General features: G+C 68.4%; 11 protein-coding genes and 1 pseudogene (1 of these 12 running past the window's edge). 5 read left to right on the forward strand and 7 right to left on the reverse strand.

The annotated features are described in order from the left end of the window. The 3 genes and pseudogenes from CED_RS21365 to CED_RS05575 form a co-directional block, all read left to right on the forward strand. Window positions 1-1698: pseudogene (locus CED_RS21365) on the forward strand (polysaccharide deacetylase family protein) (it extends 78 nt beyond the left edge of the window). After that, window positions 1695-3029 carry a glycosyltransferase family 2 protein gene (locus tag CED_RS05570; RefSeq protein ID WP_035908954.1) on the forward strand — a complete coding sequence of 445 codons (1335 nt, stop codon included), beginning with the start codon at window positions 1695-1697 and terminating at the stop codon, window positions 3027-3029. Before CED_RS21365 ends, CED_RS05570 begins: the two are co-directional and overlap by 4 nt. Window positions 3030-3046: 17 nt before the next feature. Beyond that, a complete protein-coding gene (locus CED_RS05575; protein WP_108913738.1) occupies window positions 3047-3832 on the forward strand; it encodes a bifunctional 2-polyprenyl-6-hydroxyphenol methylase/3-demethylubiquinol 3-O-methyltransferase UbiG in 786 nt (261 codons plus the stop codon). A 3595-nt stretch (window positions 3833-7427) separates the two neighbouring features. Here CED_RS05575 and CED_RS05595 read toward each other — a convergent pair. From CED_RS05595 to CED_RS05605, 3 genes are all read right to left on the reverse strand, one after another. Next, on the reverse strand, window positions 7428-8828 hold the full coding sequence (locus CED_RS05595; protein WP_011436020.1) for a glycosyltransferase family 2 protein: 1401 nt from the start codon (window positions 8826-8828) through the stop codon (window positions 7428-7430). Further along, the gene (locus CED_RS21825) at window positions 8825-10621 is read right to left on the reverse strand and encodes a glycosyltransferase (RefSeq protein ID WP_063613405.1); all 1797 of its coding nucleotides are present in this window, start codon (window positions 10619-10621) and stop codon (window positions 8825-8827) included. Before CED_RS21825 ends, CED_RS05595 begins: the two co-directional genes overlap by 4 nt. Continuing rightward, entirely contained in the window at window positions 10621-11484 is an 864-nt protein-coding gene (locus CED_RS05605) for a glycosyltransferase family 2 protein (RefSeq protein WP_035908960.1), read from the reverse strand. Before CED_RS05605 ends, CED_RS21825 begins: the two co-directional genes overlap by 1 nt. Before the next feature lie 513 nt (window positions 11485-11997). On the opposite strand from CED_RS05605, the gene CED_RS05610 reads away from it, so the two are divergent. After that, window positions 11998-13530 (forward strand): sugar transferase, encoded by a 1533-nt coding sequence (locus CED_RS05610; protein WP_235186901.1) that lies wholly within the window; start codon window positions 11998-12000, stop codon window positions 13528-13530. On the opposite strand, the gene CED_RS05615 is transcribed toward CED_RS05610, so the two are convergent. The 3 genes from CED_RS05615 to CED_RS05625 form a co-directional block, all read right to left on the reverse strand. Next, window positions 13527-14468: a glycosyltransferase family 2 protein gene (locus CED_RS05615; RefSeq protein ID WP_035908963.1), complete on the reverse strand. Its 942-nt coding sequence runs from the start codon at window positions 14466-14468 to the stop codon at window positions 13527-13529. The two genes, CED_RS05610 and CED_RS05615, sit on opposite strands and share 4 nt — an antisense overlap. Before the next feature lie 244 nt (window positions 14469-14712). Beyond that, the gene (locus CED_RS05620; RefSeq protein WP_152569700.1) at window positions 14713-15195 is read right to left on the reverse strand and encodes a YdcF family protein; all 483 of its coding nucleotides are present in this window, start codon (window positions 15193-15195) and stop codon (window positions 14713-14715) included. A gap of 263 nt (window positions 15196-15458) precedes the next feature. After that, on the reverse strand, window positions 15459-16574 hold the full coding sequence (locus CED_RS05625) for a glycosyltransferase family 4 protein (RefSeq protein ID WP_369807791.1): 1116 nt from the start codon (window positions 16572-16574) through the stop codon (window positions 15459-15461). A gap of 159 nt (window positions 16575-16733) precedes the next feature. On the opposite strand from CED_RS05625, the gene CED_RS05630 reads away from it, so the two are divergent. Beyond that, a complete protein-coding gene (locus CED_RS05630) occupies window positions 16734-17693 on the forward strand; it encodes a glycosyltransferase family 2 protein (RefSeq protein ID WP_235186902.1) in 960 nt (319 codons plus the stop codon). A gap of 43 nt (window positions 17694-17736) precedes the next feature. Here the strand turns inward: CED_RS05630 and CED_RS05635 are convergent, their stop codons facing one another. Continuing rightward, the gene (locus CED_RS05635; protein ID WP_235186913.1) at window positions 17737-18639 is read right to left on the reverse strand and encodes a right-handed parallel beta-helix repeat-containing protein; all 903 of its coding nucleotides are present in this window, start codon (window positions 18637-18639) and stop codon (window positions 17737-17739) included. Window positions 18640-18652: the final 13 nt, after the last annotated feature.

Consider the following 18652-nt stretch of genomic DNA (forward strand, 5'->3'; position numbering starts at 1 on the left):
GAANNNANCGTCGTCGTCGACGGTTCCACGGATGGCACTAAGAAGGCTCTCCAGGCTGTCTCTCTGCCGTTCTCCAAGCGAATCCTGTGGCAGGAGAACGCGGGCGCGGCCGCAGCGAGAAACCGTGGCGCCGCGGGCGCGCTCGGCGAGTTCATCCTCTTTCTCGACGACGACATGGCGGCGGACCGGCGGCTCCTCGTCGAGCATGAGCGGCTTCTCGCCGCCGGCGCCGACGCCGTGGTCGGCCACATCCCGATGCACCCCGCCTCGCCTCCTACGGTGCTCACCTACGGAGTCGACCGGTGGGCCCGGGCACGCCGCCGGAGGCTGCTGCGGTCGGACGGGCGGCTGACCGTCGCGGACCTGCTCTCCGGGCAGGTGTCGATGCGGGCGTCGACCTTCGCCAGGCTCGGCGGTTTCGACACGGGTTTTACCGCCGGCGGCAGCTTCGGCGGTGAGGACACCGACTTCCTCTACCGGCTGCTGCAGAGCGGTGCGCGGGTTCGATTCGCCGCCGACGCCGTCTCCTACCAGCGTTACGTCGTTTCGCCCGAGGCGCACCTGAGGCAGTGGACGCAGGCCGGGCAGGCCGATGCCGCGCTTTCCCGAAAACATCCGGGTCTCGGTGACCTGCTCTTTGCCCAGCATGGCGGGAAGACGATCAGAGGAAGCCTCACCAGGGCCGCGGCGGCGGCACCGCCCTGGGCGTCCCGCGTCCCGGCGGGTCTCGTGCTCGGAAGAGTCAGCGCCGGGAAGGTGGACCGGTCCACCAGATGGATGTTCCTGGGACTACGCGACTGCTCCTACTGGCNGGGAACCCACCAGCGCGGCGGTCTCCTGCACGCACCGGACGTTGGCCTGCGGATCCTTGCCTATCATGCGATAGAGGACGTGTCGGATCCCCTGCTGAGTAGGTATGCGGTNCCCCCGCCACAGTTCCGGGCCCAGCTGACAGCCCTGCTGGGCGCCGGCTTCACCTTCGTCGGGGTCGATGAACTCCTGCATCATCTCGACGGCCGGCCCGCCCGGCATCAGTCGCTGGTCCTCACCTTCGACGACGCCTATTCGAGTCTGTTCGAACACGCCGTGCCCGTCCTTCGGGAACTTGGTATTCCCGCGACGGTTTTCGTGGTCACGAAAGAGATCGGCGGTTNGNANAGGNGGGNTNCGGTGAACGGCGCCGCCAGGCTGCCGCTCCTCGACGCGAGCCGGCTGCGTGCCCTTCACCAGGAAGGCTGGGAAGTGGCGGCGCACTCCCGCACTCACGGGCAGTTGACGAGGATGAGTGGGGCCGGCCTGTGGGACGATCTTTCCGCGGCGCGCGGCGACCTCGCGGCCATCGGGCTGCCCGTGCCACGCCTGTTCGCCTATCCCTACGGGGAACATGACGCGCGCGTGCGCATGATGGTGAAGAAGGCGGGATACGACGCGGCGTTCGCGCTGCAAACTCGGCGCGCCTTCCCCACGGCTCAGGGCCGCTATGCCCTGCCCAGGATCGAGGTGGAGCGCCATACCCGCGTTGATGCGCTCGTCGAGACGGTGCGCAGATCGCAGGTTTACCGACGTCCCGACATCCGTCCCGACATCGNGCGGGAACTGGGTGGGGCATTGCGTCGAGTTCTCCCGGTCCAACGGACGATCCGCGGACACACCAAAGATCACGAGGCCGAAGATCACGAGGCGAGGAGCGTCGGATGAACCTGCACGGGAATCGGGAGTCCCCGGCCGGCCCAGCCGCGGCCGACGAGGGTATCTGGTGCTGTGAGCTCGAGGTGTCGGCCGGGGGCGTCGTGCGCTCGGTCGTGCCGCCACGCGACCGTCAGCGACGTGCGCGGGTCCTCGCCCTGCTGCACGGTGAGCCGCTCGGCTACGCGGCGGCCGCCAGGACGGCCACCGGCATCGACGTCGATGAGCTGCTCGGCAGGGTCTGGTCGGAGTTCGGCGGGCGCATCAACGATCACCTGGTCGGCGAGGGTCTCCGCCCGCTCGAGCGCCTCGACGCCCGCACCAGGCCTGCCGCGGCCACCGAGGCCTGCCNGAACAAGGTTCAATCCACCGATCTCGATTCCACGGATCTCGTCTCCGTCGTCGTCGCCACCAGAGACCGCAGTGAGATCCTGGCCAACTGCCTGCGTCGACTCACGGAGGTCACCTATCCGGCCGTCGAGTTCCTCATCGTGGACAATGCCCCGTCGAGCGACGCCACGAAGCGGGTCGTCGACTCGTTTTCGGCCACCGACGAACGATTCCGCTATGTCCCCGAACCACGCCCGGGTCTCTCCCGCGCCCGCAACCGCGGGCTCGCGCTGGCGCGGGGGGTGTACGTCGCCTATACCGACGACGACGTCTCGGTTGACCCCGGCTGGATCGACGGGCTGGTTCGGGGTTTCCGGCGCCGGCCGGACGTTGCGTGCGTCACGGGACTCGTCTGCACGGCGAGCATCGTGAGCGCGGCCGAAGTCTACTTCGACGCCCGGGCGTCGTACTGGTCCACCCGCTGCGAGCCGGTGCTTTTCGACCTCGCCGACAACGAGCGGCACGGTCCGCTGTACCCCTATATAGGTTTCGTCGGCACCGGCGCGAATGTCGGGTTCGACGTCGCGTTCCTGCGGGACCTGGGTGGCTTCGACGAGGCGTTGGGAGCGGGCACCAGGAGCCGGGGCGGCGAGGACCTCGATCTCTTCGTGCGCATGTTGCGGGCGGGCCGAGCGATCGCGTACGAACCAGCCGCCTTCGTCTGGCATCACCACCGCGCCGACGACGCGGCGCTGCTCGCTCAGATGTTCGGCTACGGCTCCGGTTTCACGGCCTTCCTGGCCAAGCTGCTTCTCCAGCGGTCGACCCGGGGTGAGGTGGTACGTCGCATCCCACGAGGCCTGCGTGGGATGGCCCGCATCGGCCATGCGACGAGCCAGCGGCTCGACGGGCGGGTCCAGGCCCCGAAGGGTGCCCTGCTGCGGGAGTTCGCCGGCTACGCCGCCGGACCGTTGCTCTACGCCCGGGAGCGGCAAACGGCCGCCTGGCGGTGACGACGACCGGAAAGGCTGTGACGCGTGACGTGATGCAACGTGACAGGCCCAGGGCGGGGAACCCGGCGGTCGAGCGGGAGAGATTCCCGCCGGAGTGGGCTCTCGGCTACTACCGGCGATCGCCGCAAGTGGTGCGGCAGATGGCGTACTGGACGCTGCGGAACGCGCCTGGGCGCCGGGTGTCGTGGGGGAACATGAAACGGGTCAGGCCGTTCAGCGACCGTTACGGATGGGACCGCGGGCTGCCGGTCGACCGGCACTATATCGAACAGTGGATCAGTCGGCATGCCAACGATATCCGGGGGCATGTACTGGAGGTCAAAAACGCGGAATACAGCTCGCGGTTCGGAACTCCGGGTCGGATTACGATCATCGACCGGGATAAGACGAACCATCATGCCGATCTTCATGTCGACCTCGATGTCGCGGACAGTCTGCCCGCCGCCGAGTTCGACTGTGTGATTCTCACTCAGGTCCTTCAGTACACCTCTCCGGGCTGCTGTCTGGAGAATCTGTGGCGGTCGCTTCGACCGAACGGCGTCCTGTTGATCTCGGTTCCGGCACTGGGACGTATTGACGTGGACGACGGGGCCGACGACAAGTGGCGCTGGACGCCGCCGGGTCTTCGCGCCGAACTCGCCCGAGTCGGGATCGAGGCCACGGTGGAGGGTTTCGGAAACGTCCTGGCCGGTGTCTCGGCGTTGTTGGGTCTGGCAGTCGGCGACGTCAGTCGCAAGGATCTCGATGTTCAGGACGCGCGCTTTCCGGTGCTGACCTGTGGGCGGGCGGAGAAGCCGCGGTAGGGTGGCGAGTCGACCTGGTCATCGCCGGTTCGACCCGCGGCGAGCACCACACACGCGGTCGCGGTCTGTGANNNNAACCAGNCCANNNCNACCCCCGCCAGTCCCAGGCTCCCACCCAGCAGCCAGAGACTGGGCAGCACCAGCACCGCCAGCAGCGCCTCGATACACACGAGCCACCCGGCCCTCCGCTGCGCGCGGGCCGTGCACAGCTCCAGGATGACGACTGTGCGGGCGACCGAGCCCAACAGCAGCAGTCGAAGCACAGTGGTCGCGTCGGCCCGGTAGGAGGGGCCGAAGAGAGCCAGTACAAGCGGCGCGGCGACGATGAGGGCGAGGACGATTCCGATAACAATCGGGAGAATGCGGCGCAGCATCGCCCGTTGGAGGCGGCGAGAGTCGGCGCCGGGCTGCGCGCCTTCGACCGTGAGCGAGGTCCCGAGGCTCCAGGGGATTTCGTCGACCGTGCATATGATCAACCAACTGATTCCGAACGCGGCCCCTTCCGTCGCCCCGATCCGGGCGATGACAATCATCGGCAGGAGCGTCGTGCTGAGCTGGGACACCAGCTCCGCCAGCGAGTCGCCGGCCAGGTATTTTCGGAAGTCCGCGGCCAGCCCGGGTGGGCTTGGCGCACGTCCGGCGGGTCGCAGCCACACCAGCAGCATGACCGACGCCGGTATGACGGCTACCGCCGCGGGCATCACCCAGGAGGTGAACAATGCCAGTCCGCTCACCCCGCCACCGAAGGTGACGAGCAGAATGAGCTTGACGACGCTGTAAGCGGTGTTCTCGATCGGTACGACGACCGCCTTCCGCAGGCCAGTGAAGACGTTGTCCTGCAGTGCGAACAGCGACCAGATCGCCACCGAGATGGCGAAGAAGAGGGCGATCCGGGGTGACTGGAGAACTGCGAGAGCCGGGCTCATCCGGGCGGCCAGCAAGGCAAAACTCAAACCGACCAGCAGGCTGAGGCCGGCCGCGCCGGCGTAGGCGCCGACGACCAGGCGGCGCGCCTGGCCCCCCGCCTGCGGCAGGAAGGCGGTCAATGCGCCCCCCAGGCCCAGCTGGCACAGGTAGGACAGACCGGTGAGGGCCGAAATGAGGGCGGTGGCCTCGCCGACCGACGGCCGGTCGGCCTGCCGGGCGGCCAGCACCCAGTAGAGGCTGCCCACCAACGACGAGAGGCCGCCGCTCATCGCCAACGCCATGCCGTTGCGGTACAGCGCACCGCTCTGGGCACCGCTCTGGCCGGCGGCCCCGTTCGCCGATAGCGGCAGAGTCCGCGGCGAACGGGGCCGCGGCAGGGTCCAGGTGCTATCCGGCGAGTTCGTAGATACGGGTGTTCCGGGTCGCGTACCAGAGGCGGAACCGCGGCGAGGAGCGGACGGCCGTCTCCACCGCCCGCAGCGCACCGGCGGTCGCCGTCCGGTATACACGGTCATACACCTCCTGTGCCGTCGAGAAAACGAGGTAACCCCGTCCCGGGTACGTTCCGATGAAGTCGGCCACGGCATTCACCGTCGATGGCCTGATTGCGCGCTCGCCGAAGGTGTCGGTGATCAGGACATCGTCCACCTCGGGATATCGAGCCCCGTAGCGGCTCGGGAAGGTGGCCCCGGTCAGCACGGCCACCGACCCGGGCCGGGCGTGCGCGTACAGATAATCACCGGCCTGGACCTCGTCGGCGTTCATGAGATTCAGTTCCGTCTTCCCGAAGAAGGCGGGCATGAAGAGCGTGGCGAGGAGGAGAATCCCGCCGCAGCCCGCCAGGACGTGCCGCCGTCGCCACCGCCCGGTCATCGGCGCGACGGCGCAGCACACCAACGGCGCGCACCAGGGCAGGGAGAACAGAATCGCCCGCAGGATGCTTTCACCGCCGTAGCTCTGCCCGAACAGGATGACGCCCGGTGCGATGCTCAGCAGGATGAGCGGGAGCACCCGGCCGTCACCGCGGTGCAGCCGGCGCAGCCCGCCGACTCCGGCCAGCGCCCAGACCGTGCCGGTCAGGATCAGTCCGGTGGTTTTGGCCAGCTTCCCCGACGAAGGAAGCGGCGGCTCCTCTGACCGGGCGTTCGCGAACGGGTCGGGACTGCTGAAGACCCCGAAATGATCCTGAACATAGGCGAAGTGCGGGATCAGATAGGCGATCGTCAGACCGGCCATGGCGACCACCACCCACCGCGGCCGCACAAGCCCGGCCGCGGTCAGCGCACCGACTCCGAGGAGGAGCAGGTACGGGGTCAACTGGTGGCTGACCACCACCGCCCCGTCCAGGAGCAGCACGACGCCGACCGCCACCGGCAGCGGCCAGGTTGGGCCTGGCGGGGCGGCGAAGCGCAGCGGCGGCCTTCTGCTGTGGACTCCGGCGGACCGCACGGTCCGCCGCAGGATGGCCCTCGGCGCGCCGGTGCGGAGTTGCCGCAGGAGCACCAGGTACAGGGCGAGGGCCAGCGTCCGGCTGAGGGCCTGGGGGGCGAAATAGTCCTGCCCGACCCAGTTCGTCACGACGAAGACCAGTGCCGCGCCCGCAGCGATCCGTGGCTCGCGAAGCAGCGTCCTGGTGGCCGCCCAGACGAGAAGGGCGTCGATGCCGGTGAAGAAGACCTCGGTCCAGGCGGCGAAGGCGATCGGGTTGGGTCGGCCGGCAAGCGAGCCGAAGACCGCGGTACCGGCGAAGAAGCCGGGCCATCGGTGGTAGATATCGATGTCGATGTCGACGCCGCCATGCTGCTCGATATAGCGGACCACGCCGATGTGCTTGTACACCCAGGGGTAGTGCGGAACGTCCAGGATGAGCGGAAGGGTGCCGTAGAGCACGAGAATGCAGGCAAGCAGGTAGGCCNCCGCGATGAACGGCTGGAAGCGGGCCCGCCCGACGGCGCCGACAGCGCCGAGCAGGAGCACGCCCAGGCCGACGTACCAGGCGATGGGCAGTGCCGGCGGGAGACCGTAGTCGGTGAGGTTCTCGACGTGGATCCACCGCAGTGACAGCCCCCAGAGGGTGATGCCGACCGCCAGCGGAAACAGCCAGCGAAGGCCCGTCGCGAAGGGGCCTGACAACCGCGCCGGCCGCCGGATTCCGGGGTCCTCGGGCCGTCTTTGACGGACCGAGCGCAGGCGGGCCCGGGCAGCCGCGGCGTGGGGCTGGGAAGCCGCGTTCTGGCCGAGCCGGGGATCCGGTATCTCCGGCGGAAGCAGCGGTCTGCCGGTCAACGCCCTCGCACCTTCCCGTCAGCGCGCGGCCGGGCGCGCGGCTGGGCGCGCAGCTCCGCGCGCAGGCTGTGGATGAGGACCGCGCAGCAGGCAAGTCCCACGACGGACTGCATCACGGCTGGGTGCCACCATCCCGACCAGACCATGAGCATGCTGGTCAGGACGTCGACGGCAAGGCTGATGGCGACGGCAAGCCCGATCCATGCCGCCGTCCCGTCGACCGGGAGCCTGGCCAGCACGGCGGCCCCGGGAAGGAGGAAGGCGGCGGGGACGGCGAGCAGGACCCGTACCGGAGAATCTGTTCGGCAGACCANAANAAAGGCGAGCATCACGGTTACCGCCACGAGCGCCGCCTGCGTTGTTCGGCGGGCGTACACGCTGCTCATGGTTGCGCTCCAGTGGTCACGGTGGAGATCCGCGGTTCGGGGATGGGCGCCCTGGGAAAGGGGGCGGGGGGAGCACCGGGAGTCGGTGCGTGGTCATGAGGAAGATCGCGCTGCCGGCGCCGGGCGAGGGCCCGGCTGGCGGCATAGCCGACCGGCCCTCGGGCCACACCGACCAACTCGATCAAGGTCAGGGACCGGGGATAGTCACGGGATTTGCCGGCGTTCTTGCTGCTGCGTGGGTGGAGAAGATGATGCAGGCCGCCGGGGACGAGACGGGCGATCTGGAGGCGTTCGGCGGGTTGAGTCGCGATGCGTTTGGTGACCATCGCCCCGAGGCCGGCCCCGTAGTCGTACATCTGGCGCCGCAGTTCGACAGTGGTCCGCTTGTGCAGGTGGCGGATCAGCGCGGCCGGCTCGTAGACCAGGACGTGGCCACTGCGCACCACGGACAGGAAGATGTCGAGATCCTCGCCACCGCGGGCCGCGGTGCCCGTGCCGAGAAATTCGTCGAAACCACCAAGCTGACGCAGCGTATCAGTCCGGAAAGCGCTGTTCGCGCCGCTGCCGAACACGCCCGCGGTATAGGGATAGAGCAGGTCGCCTGATCGATTTTCGGTGCGGTCGAACCGGCGTCCGACGAAGCCCTTGCCGAAGCCGCCGAACTGCTCGAACCACACCTGCGCCGGGGTTGAGAGCTCCAGTGGCCGGATCAGCCCGGTGACGCACCCCACCGTCTCGTCGACGACACCCGAGCCGGCGGCGAACCCGGACAGGAGGAACTCCAACCAGCGCGGGTCGACCTCGACGTCGTCGTCGGTGAAGACGACCACCGGTGTGGTCGCGGCGGCCAGTCCGGCGTTGCGGGCCCGGGAAAGCCCCCTCTCTGGCTCGGCGACGTAGCGCACCTCGCCGGCCATCCGACTGAGCTGTTCGCGGATGCCGCTCGTGCGCGGCCGGTTGTCGACCACGATGATTTCCTGCGCTGGCACGGACTGCGCCAGGATTCCCGCGAGCGTGGCCGCCAGCGAGGGGGAGGCGACGCAGCTTGTCACGACGACGGTCCCGGCGAGCTCGGCGGGGAGCACCGGCCGGCAGACGTCTGACGTCACAACTCCGTCGATCGGGACCGTTTCGGGAACCGCGAGCCCGTCCGCGGTCAGGTGGGCGGCCACGTCCGGCCCGAGTCTGTCCATGACCCGGCCGGCGAGCTGGTCCGGGCGCAGGCCGGCCGGGGACAGCGTCGCAGCGACCACCCCCAGGGGACGGCCGTGCAGCCGGACCAGCACCTGTGCCGGCCCGTCACCGGTGAGCACCGGAAGCGGCGCGGACAGTTCTACCTCGTGCAGCGCGATCGGACCGTCGCCCGGCAGCATCATGGCCGGCGGCGTGGTGGTCACGGCCGCACCTCCCCGAACGCCGCCGGGACGGCTGGTACGGGCAGATCGGCTGGTACGGGCAGATCGGTGACGATTGGTCGGTAGGGTAGACGCGGGCCGAGGAGCCGAGCCCTCGTTCGACGGGAGAGCCGGCTGCCCCGCGTACGCAGCAACTCCCGAGCGGGGGCCGCGCGGCCGGCCCCGTCCAGCCACGCCCTGATCNGCCGGTCCGGGGTGTCGACCGTCACGGTCAGTCGGGCAAGGGCGAACGGGTCGTCGGCGCCGTGCGACATCATGTTGCGCACCCCGCAGGCGGACGTGAAGCCGGCCTGCCCGACGAGCCGCCGAACGGCATGGTCGTAATTGCCGTGGGGGTAGGCGAAGGAGCCCACCGGTGCGCCGATCGCAGCGGTCAACCGGGCGTTGCAGTCGCTGATCTCCCGGCGCGCCTCGTCGGGGCGAAGCTCGTCGAGCCGGGGATGGGTGTGGCTGTGACCACCGATCTCGACCCCGAGGCCGGCCAGGGTCCGCAGGTCGGCGCCGCGCAGCATGCCGACCTGGCCGATCCAGTCGGTGACGACGTAGCAGGTCGCGGTGAGCCCGTGCGCGACGACCTCACGAGCGGCGGCCAGGTTGTCGGCGAATCCGTCGTCGAAGGTGATGAGGACCGGTCGCGGAGGCAGGGTCTGGTGCCGCCTCCGTTCGACATACTCGGACACCGTCAGCGGTACCCGGCCGGAACCGGCAATGAGGGTGAGATGGCGGACAAAGGTTGCGGTATCGACCGTCCAACGTCGATAGCTCGCCACCGGATAATCGGTCACCGAGTGGTACAGCAGAATCGGGATCACAGCTACCTCCGACGGGATCGGCTGACGTGGCGTGTCACGCCGGCCGGCGGCGAGGCGTAGCCGGCCGCGTGCGTAGCCGATGGCCGTGGACCCGGTGCCGACCAGCACGGCCCCGGCTCGCGGCCAGGTGCCCAGGCTGTGGCGGTCACGAGCCAGTGCTCGGGGCAGCGTCCGCCTCAGGTACTGCCGTTCGGTGGCGAGCGCCGCGTCCGCCCCGGCCCGGTCGGCTACCGCGGCCTTGGACAGGCCTTCGGCATGGCAGCGTGCCAGGAAGTACCGCAGGGAGGCCCGGTCGCCGGTTACCTGGTGCCAGACCCGTGCCCGTGGCTCGTAGCGGACGACAGCGTCCGGGAGGATCGCCTGAAGGCGGATACCGAACTCGGTTTCCTCGCAGCCCAGCGGTGTGGTGCCGNCCCGCCCAAGCCCCTCGGTGAACCCGCCGACGCGATCGAACACGGCCCGCCGGAACGACATCCCCGCTCCGATCGGGTTACGGACCGCAGCCGTGTCGGTCGGCAGCCCGACGTAGCTGCATCCGACCACCCAGTCGAACTCGGGGGGGAACCAGCGGGGTCGGCGGTGCGGCCACACCGGCATGGCGGCACCGCCGACCCCGGCGACCCGGGGGNCGGTGTAGTGGGCGGCCAACTGGGCCAGCCAGTCCGGCTCGGCGTGGGCGTCGTCGTCCAGGAAGGCGACCACGTCGCCGGTGGCGGCCCCGACGCCGCAGTTGCGGGCACCGGACAGGCCACGGCGGCCGGTGTTGGGGATCACGGTGGCACCGGGGTACGCAGCCTCGGCCCACCGGCGCAACCGGTCATTGTGGTCGATGACGAGGATCAGCTGGTCGGCCTTCCTGGTCTGTTCGGCGATGCTGGTCACCGCGCGCTGCAGATCGTGCCGGCGCCGTTCGGTATAGGCACAGATGACCACCGAGAGCCGCGGGCCGGCCGGGGGGGTCATCACGCGTATTCCGTCGCGCCGGTTGTCCTGCGCCGGCCATGGGGAAGGTCGCCCGGACGTCGCTGGCTGACGATGGTCGATACCGGTTGACCGGGACTGCTGAGCAGCATGCCGTCCCACCTGGCGCGGTTTCGTGACCGGGCGGTAAGGTTTTCCGACCATTCGACGAGGATGGTCCGCAGGACGCGCATACCATCCCGGCCCGCATTCAGGTTGCTCGCGCCGTGAAGGCGCTTGTGCTCAAAGCTGCCGACCTCGGTGACCCGCAGGCAGGCCTTGGTCGCACGGAGGGTGATCAAGGTTTCGATCTCGAAGCCGTCGCCATGCCGCCGAATGCCGTCGGTTTCTCCCGGCATCAGCCCGAGCATCGGCAGACAATCTCGCCGGAATGCGTTGTAGCCGTAGCACAGGTCGGTGAACCGGCGGTGGAAGAGCAGGTTGACCAGATGACAGAAGAAGAGATTTCCAAGAGTACGCAGCAGGGTAATGTCGTTGCTGCCGCCACGGTGGGCGAATCGGGTTCCCTTGACGAAGTCGGCGCCCTGGACGAGGGCCGCGACGAAGGAGGGTATCTCGGCCGGGTCGGCCGAGCCGTCGGCGTCGAGCGTGACCACGATGTCCCCCGATGCCACGGCAAAGCCGCAGGCCATGGCGTTGCCCTTGCCGTATCGGGTCTGGCGGACGACGACCACGTCGGGGCGTAGCTCGCGGGCCAGTCGGACGGTGTCATCGGTGGAGTTCCCGTCCACCAGGATTANTTCGGCGTCCACCGGAAGTCGGCCGAATACTTCCCGCAGATTCCGCGCCTCGTTGAGCGCCGGAATCACCACACTTACCGATGGCGAATCACCCGAACCAGACAAGGACGCCCCCCTGGACAGACCTGGATAGTCGGTGGACCACGGTGGAATTTCGTCCTGCCGAGCTTCCGACCACGCGCTCGTCACGCGCCGTGACTCTAGATAATGGATGTTGATAGCTCTGGAAACCCGGGATGCTGGCGTGTCGCCGACGGGGGTCGGGATATTTCCTCATCGCCGGCGGCGGATGGCACGCAACCGGCGGCTCAACCGTTTCCCCGGCCGGTCGGGGCATGGCCAGCGGATGCGTTCACCGGGACACGGTCGCGGCAGCGATACACGTTCAGACGAGGTGTCCAGACGGGGTTCTGGACGCGCGACCACTGAGGTGCGTACGTTCGCCACGACCGGCGGGTCGCTGGGGCTGCTCACCGACTGGCTCACCTTCGCTGGCTACGGAAGAAGGATCGTTCCAGGTCCAATCCAGCAGCAACTATGAACACCCACTGCCATCCGATGGAGCGGAGAACAACCAATATGGCCAAGGCCGGGGACACCGCACGACGAAGGCCCGAGGTGTCTGACTCGACCGGGGGGCGGGACGAGGACCCCGCGGTGCTCTCGTCGGTGGCGGCCACGCCCCGGGACACGACCGTCCCGGCTATTCCGCGACAACGGCAACCAGAGCCGCCGGCAGCCGGGCCGCCGGAGTGGAAGGTCAGGCTGACCGCCAGAATCTTCATCATCGATGCCACGGCAATCACGGTCGCGCTTACCTGTTCCTATCTCCTCCGGTTCGGCATGAATGCGAACCCAACCGTCCACGGGGCGTCATATCTTTCCGTCGCGATAGGTATCGGACTGGGCTGGATCGCCATGCTCGGCGCCGCCGACACCTATCAGACGAAATATCTGGGCATCGGAACCGAGGAATACCGGCGGATCAGCGTCGCGACATTCCGACTGTGGGGCACGACGGCGATCCTCTCCTACGTCCTGCGCGCAGAAGTCGCTCGCGGGTTCTGTCTGGTGGTCCTGCCGCTGGGGCTACTGCTGCTGATTACCGGTCGGATGCTCGCCCGCCGACGGCTGGTGGCGGCTCGGCGGGCCGGCCGTGCCCGCCACCGGGTCGTCGTCGTCGGCGACCGTAGCACGGTGGCCGAACTCGTCAGCGAGCTCCGATATGAACCCGCAGCCGGATNCGAGATCGTCGGCGCATGTCTACCCCGGCAGGACGACTACTCGGCCGATTATTCTCCCTTTCCCGTCCTCGGCGCCCTGCCGGCGCTGCGGTCCACCGTCGCCCGCGCCATGGCCGACACGGTGGTGGTCGCCTCGTCCGTGGCGGTCAACATCGAAGCCGCCAAGCGGATCGCCTGGGACCTCGAGGGGACCGGTGTCGATCTTGTCATCGCGTCGAGCATGGCCGGAATCGCCGGGCCGCGGGTATCCCTGCGGCCGATCGCCGGTCTCCCCCTGCTACACGTGGAGAGCCCGGTCTATACCGGTTGGCGAAAGGTGGCCAAAGACATCTTCGACCGGGTCCTTGCCGCCGTGGCCCTCGTTACCCTGTCCCCGCTGCTGCTTCTCGTCGCGTTGACCATCCAGGTTGACAGCACCGGACCGGCATGGTTTCGCCAGACCCGGGTGGGTAAGGACGGCCGCGAGTTCCAGATCCTCAAGTTCCGGACGATGTACGTGGATGCCGAACGGCGCCGGGCAGCGCTGGAGGAGCGCAACGAGGCCGACGGACCACTTTTCAAAATTCGCGACGACCCCCGCGTCACTCGGGTCGGACGAACGCTACGGCACCTGTCGATCGACGAGCTGCCGCAACTCGTCAACGTCCTCCGCGGCGAGATGTCGCTGGTGGGGCCGCGGCCGCCGCTGCCGGCAGAGGTCGCTCAATATCACGACTCCGTCCACCGTCGATTCAAGGTCAAGCCCGGCCTGACCGGACTGTGGCAGGTGAATGGGCGTTCAGAACTGCCCTGGCGGGACGGGGTGCGACTCGACCTCTACTACGTAGAGAATTGGTCGATCATGCTCGACCTCGCCATCATCGCCCGGACTGTTAGCGCCGTGCTGCGGCGGTCCGGCGCATTCTAGGCNGGCGGAAGGGGNGGATAGCNGGCCCGCCAGTCGGCCCGCCGGGTCCATACGACGCGCCAGCCGCCGCTCCCGGTGCCGGCCGGCCGGCCGATTACCGTGGCGAGGGCCGCCCGCAGCGCCACCCCGAGGACCAGCATCGCCAGACACACCGTCCGGCGCCACCCGGTCCAATGGGTCCGCGCCAATGTCACCTTGCCCGTCATCACCAGCACGTGCTTGTCCGCCCATCCGGCGGAGGACGCACCGCCATGGTGAACCACGACCGCGGCGGGTGTGATCACGGGATCCAGGCCGGCCCGGCGGGCCCGGATCGACAGGTCGACGTCCTCGCCGTACATGAAGAAACGGGAGTCGAAGCCACCGAGCTGCTCGAACAGCGCGCGTGGGATGAGCAGCAGGCAGCCCGTCACCACCCCCACGGTCCGAACCGTGTCGCGAGGCCACGGTCCCATCGATTCGGGATCGAACAGGGCCGAACGCCGGAAGGCGGTGGACAGTCCGAGGCCGAAGCACACATGGCTCCAGACGGTCGGAACAGCCCAGCACGACCTGGGGTCGACGGTGTGGTCTGGACCGAGGGTGCGACCGCCGTAGATGCCGTGCCTAGGGTTGGCCCGCGCAAAGTCCAGCAGGTTCGCGACCGCGCCGGGGAGCACCACCGTGTCGGGGTTGAGGAGGAGCAGGTACTCCCCCTTCGCCTGGGAAGCCGCGAGGTTGACCGCCCGACCGAAGCCGAGGTTCGTCCTCTGCTCGATCAGGTTCACGCTGGGAAACCGATCACGGATGATCGAGACGGAGTCGTCCGTGGAGGCGTTATCCAGGACGATCATCTCGGTCGCGAGGCCGTCGGACGTGGCCGCACAGGACTCCAGGCATGCCGCCGTCATCGCGCCGGTGTTGTACGAGACGATCAGGATCGAGACGTCGACGCCCATTTCCCTCTCCAGACCCAGGTAATCTGTGACCCAGGTAATCTGTGTCGGCAGTGGTGGTCCGGCCATCGGCCGTAACGCGAATCGTGCCGGCTGGCCCCGGCCGCCAGTTCCTGCCTCACCCTAGACGACGGGTTGTCGTTCGGTTGGTTATCCGACCGCAGGCCGGCGGGCGTTTCTGGCGTATTCCGGATCCTCGCAACGTGGGCCAGTATTCCCACCCGGTCTCCTGGTCTGCTCCTCGGGGTCAGCAGCTTCGCTGCCAGATCAGCGCCTTGGCGAGGGCGCCCCACTCGTAGGCGATCGCATAAGGCCATTCCCGGAGGCGACGCGGACCGACCACAGTGACCCGCAGATCACCGTGGAAGCAGCGGCTGATGCGGATGCGGGCGCGGGTGTCCTGCGCGCGGCCGGTGACGAAGAGGATCCTGGTCCAGCCATGTCGGGCGGCGAGCTCAGCGACTGCCCGCGCCTCGCCCCGCGTGGTCACCGGGTGCGGAGAAAAGCAGATCACCTCCGCCTTCGGTGCCTCGTGGGCCGAGCACCCCCGCGTCCCTGGGGTGGACATCACGAGGACGGGAGCGTAACCGGTACGGGCCAACTCGATCGCCTTGCCGGTTCTGTCCCCCGGACCCGCCAACATGACGATGGCGTCCGCCTGGACGGGCACGTCGGCGGCGGGGAATACGAACAGCCGAAGGGTAAGCGCGGTGAAACCTGCCAGGAACACCGCNAACAGCATCACGATGAGCCGGCGNCNCCCCGCTCGNCCCCGCCGGTGGCGCGCAGCCCGGCCCGCCCCCGGCGGGGGACCGGATGACCCCCGCTCACCGGCCGGCGGTGACGACGCAGCGGAAACCACACCGTCATTCAAACATGCCGGTGTCCGACCACGACCGAGGAAACCGTCGGTGCCCGAGGACCCCGGCCGGTCCCGAACGCCCATCTGTCGGTATTTCTCCTGACCACGGATTCTCCGTTTTCCGGGCTGGGCTAGAGCTCTCTCAACAAAGTCGCGAACCGGCGGGCCTGAGCTTCCGTGTTCAGGCGATGCTCGACGTCCAGGCGGGCGGCCGCACCGAGCGCGGCCGCCCGGTCCGGGTCGAGCACCAGATGCACGACCGCTTCAGCGAGCGCATCGGTGTCGTAGGGCGGAACGAGAATCCCGGTACGGCCGTGATCGACGTAGTCCCGGATGCCGGGGGTATCGGTCACCACGACGGGACGACCACTGGCCATCGCCTCCAGCACGACGGTTACGCCGCTCACGTGAAGATTGGGCCGGAGGCAGACGACCACCATCGACGCGGCCCTGTACAGATCGCTCACCTCGGGAAGAGTAAGACGGTTCCGACGCCGGCCGAGCCACGGTGGCACGGCCACGTTTCGGGCTGTCACCAGCTCGAGTCTCAGCTCCGCCAGCCTCAGCTCCGCCAGCCTGCTCCACCCCTGGGACAGGCCGCGGATCAACGTTTCGAAGTCGCGGTGCCGATCATTTCCGACACTCACCACGAGCCCTTTCTTCGGAGGGTTGACAGAGGTCCGGAAAAATGTGGAGTCGACCCCGAACAGGACGTGCGAGAAACGTCCTTCAGGAATGCCCAGCTGCGTTCGGAGCGGCGGAATCTGGGCGGTGGAAAGCGTAAATATCCGGCTGGACCTTCGCAGGGCACAACGGGCGATCTTCAGCGAGCCGGGCCGTCGACCGGCGACATCGGCCAGCCAGATCACGCCGGTCACGACGGGGGGATGGTTTCGCGTTCCCGCCATCAGCGCCGCCGGGACCCCGACCCGCTCGTCCCAGCACAAGACGACGTCCGAGCCACCGACCGTTCGGCGGGAGGCCGCGGTCTCCACCCACTCATAGCCGCCGAAAATACGCGGACCACGAACGAAGAACGCGTCCCGGGATACCCGCAAGCTAACCGGAGAGACTTTCACTGAATAGCGCGCCAACCGATCGAACCCATACGGANGAGCGTCCGGAACCTCGCCGCGACCGTGACGCTCGCGCCACTTGTTCGCGTCAAGGCCGCCGCTGTAGTGAAGCGCAAGATTACATTCGACCATTAGTCCACCTAAGTTCTGGTAGTTCACGAGAGTTCTCATCGCCAGCGCCGGGCGTCACCACGGGAAGTGTCGTCGGGTCCCCACGCACGCGCCCGGTCCGGTCACGATGGTCTACCGTGTGTGCCGCCCGCCTACCTGAATACGACTGCGTCGCGCGGGCCGGCGCCGGCCTGGGGTGATCAGACCGTGGATTTTGTCATGCAACAGTCAGATCGCGCCGACCGGGTGAGCGGAAAAACCCCCGCCACCCCGGCGCACTATAAGCATGCGCGCGCAAGCGTCGTCATTCCGGCCTATAACGAGGCGGCCGTGATCGGCCGCTGCCTTGACCGGCTCGCCGACGGCGCCGCCCCCGAGGACCTGGAGATCGTCGTGGTCGCCAACGGCTGCTCCGACGAGACCGCCCGTCGGGTCCGCGACCGAGGTGTCCGCTGCGTGGAGACCGCGAAGGCCGGCAAGGCGGCCGCGCTGAACCTTGGCGACGCCGAGGTCACCACCTTCCCGCGATTCTATGTGGACGCCGACCTGGAGGTGTCCGGCGCCGACCTGCTACAGGTGGCCGACGTGCTGCGGACCGGCCCGGCACTGGCCGCATCACCGCACCTGACAATCCGTCTTGCCGGCACGAGCCGTGTAGTACGCGACTACTACCGCATCTGGCTGCGGCTGCCCTATGTGCGCAACGGCCGAATCGGTGGGGTCATCGGAGTGAGCGAGCAGGGCCGGGCCTGTTTCGATCGTTTCCCGGACGCAATCGCGGATGACTTCTTCCTCTATCACCGGTTCGCACCGGATGAGCGATCCACGGTCGACGGCACCTGTTTCGTCGTACATCCGGCCCGGACCGCACGCGACCTCGTTCGACAAAAGAGCCGGGTTTTCGCCGGCAACGCCCAACTGCGCGCCCTCGGGCTGGCGCCCGCGGGCGGTTCCACGAAGGATGGTCGTGGCATCGTCGGCGGGTCCGTGGACTGGCTCAGGGNGGTCCGCGCCGAGCCCCGCCTGCTCGGCGCGGCGCCGGCGTACCTCGCGGTCTCCACCGTGGCGAAGGTGCTCGCCCGCCGGAAGGTGCGTCGCGGGGACCTCGGCACGTGGGAGCGTGACGGCAGCAGCCGCGGAGGCAGCCCGGCACCGTCAACGTCGACGTCGTGTCCCTGACCTTACTTCGGGTCCGGCCACACATCGGGTCCGGCCACACAGGTCATCGGGTCTGGCCACACAGGACCACCGGCCGGCCGTTGTCCGCCCAGACATTCCCGGCACTGAAGAAAGTGCTCCTACCGGCATCGTCGTTGCCCAGCCGGCAGACATTCCAGCGGAAGCCGCGGCCGAAACGGTTGTCCGTCACGCGGAGATTCTTGGCGGCGACCACGAGCGTCGTTCCGCCGGCGTTCAACCAATTGTGGTCGACGACCACGTCACGGTTGCCTCCGTTCGCCCACTCCAGAAAGACGACGGCTGTCTGGGTCTTGTCGTACGGGGAGAGGTCGATGTTGTTGCACACCACACTCAGTTTCCGGACGCCGCGGACCTGGATGCCGTCGGTGTGGGCCCCTTTCGGCGGCCTTCGGTCGTGGACGTAGTTATGGCGGATGATGACGCCGGAAACCGGTTCGAGCGTGGACGAGATGTGGAAGCCGTCGTCGCCACCGGAAAGATTGCTGTACTGGATGACGTGACCGGTGCCACCGCTGATCGCAATCCCACTTGTCGCCACGTGATCGATCAGCACGTGGCTTCCGCGCACGCGGATGCCATCGTGGACGATCGAGTTTCTTATCGTCACGTTGTCGGCGTAGATGTCGATGAGTCCGGAGAACTCCTTGTTCTCCAGTACCTGTCCGGGAGTGGCCAGTTTCCCGGCGGGCATCGGCTGGAACCGGGATCCGGGCGCGGGGCCGGTGTTCGAGGCGTCCGGCTTGCGGTCGCATCCTCGGGCCGCGGCCTGGTCGTCCCCTGGTAGGCCGCGGGTCGCGGCAGCGCCATCCGGTGAANCCCCGGCCGGGACAGTGGCGGGGGCCGGTGCGCCCGCCGTCCGCGCGGGCCCGCCTCTCGAGCGAAGGGCGACCAGCAGCCCACCGCCCGCCACCAGCACCGCAAGCATCGCCACGGATCCA

It is taken from the genome of Frankia sp. CeD, assembly GCF_000732115.1.
In the GTDB taxonomy this organism is placed as follows: Bacteria; Actinomycetota; Actinomycetes; order Frankiales; family Frankiaceae; genus Frankia; species Frankia casuarinae.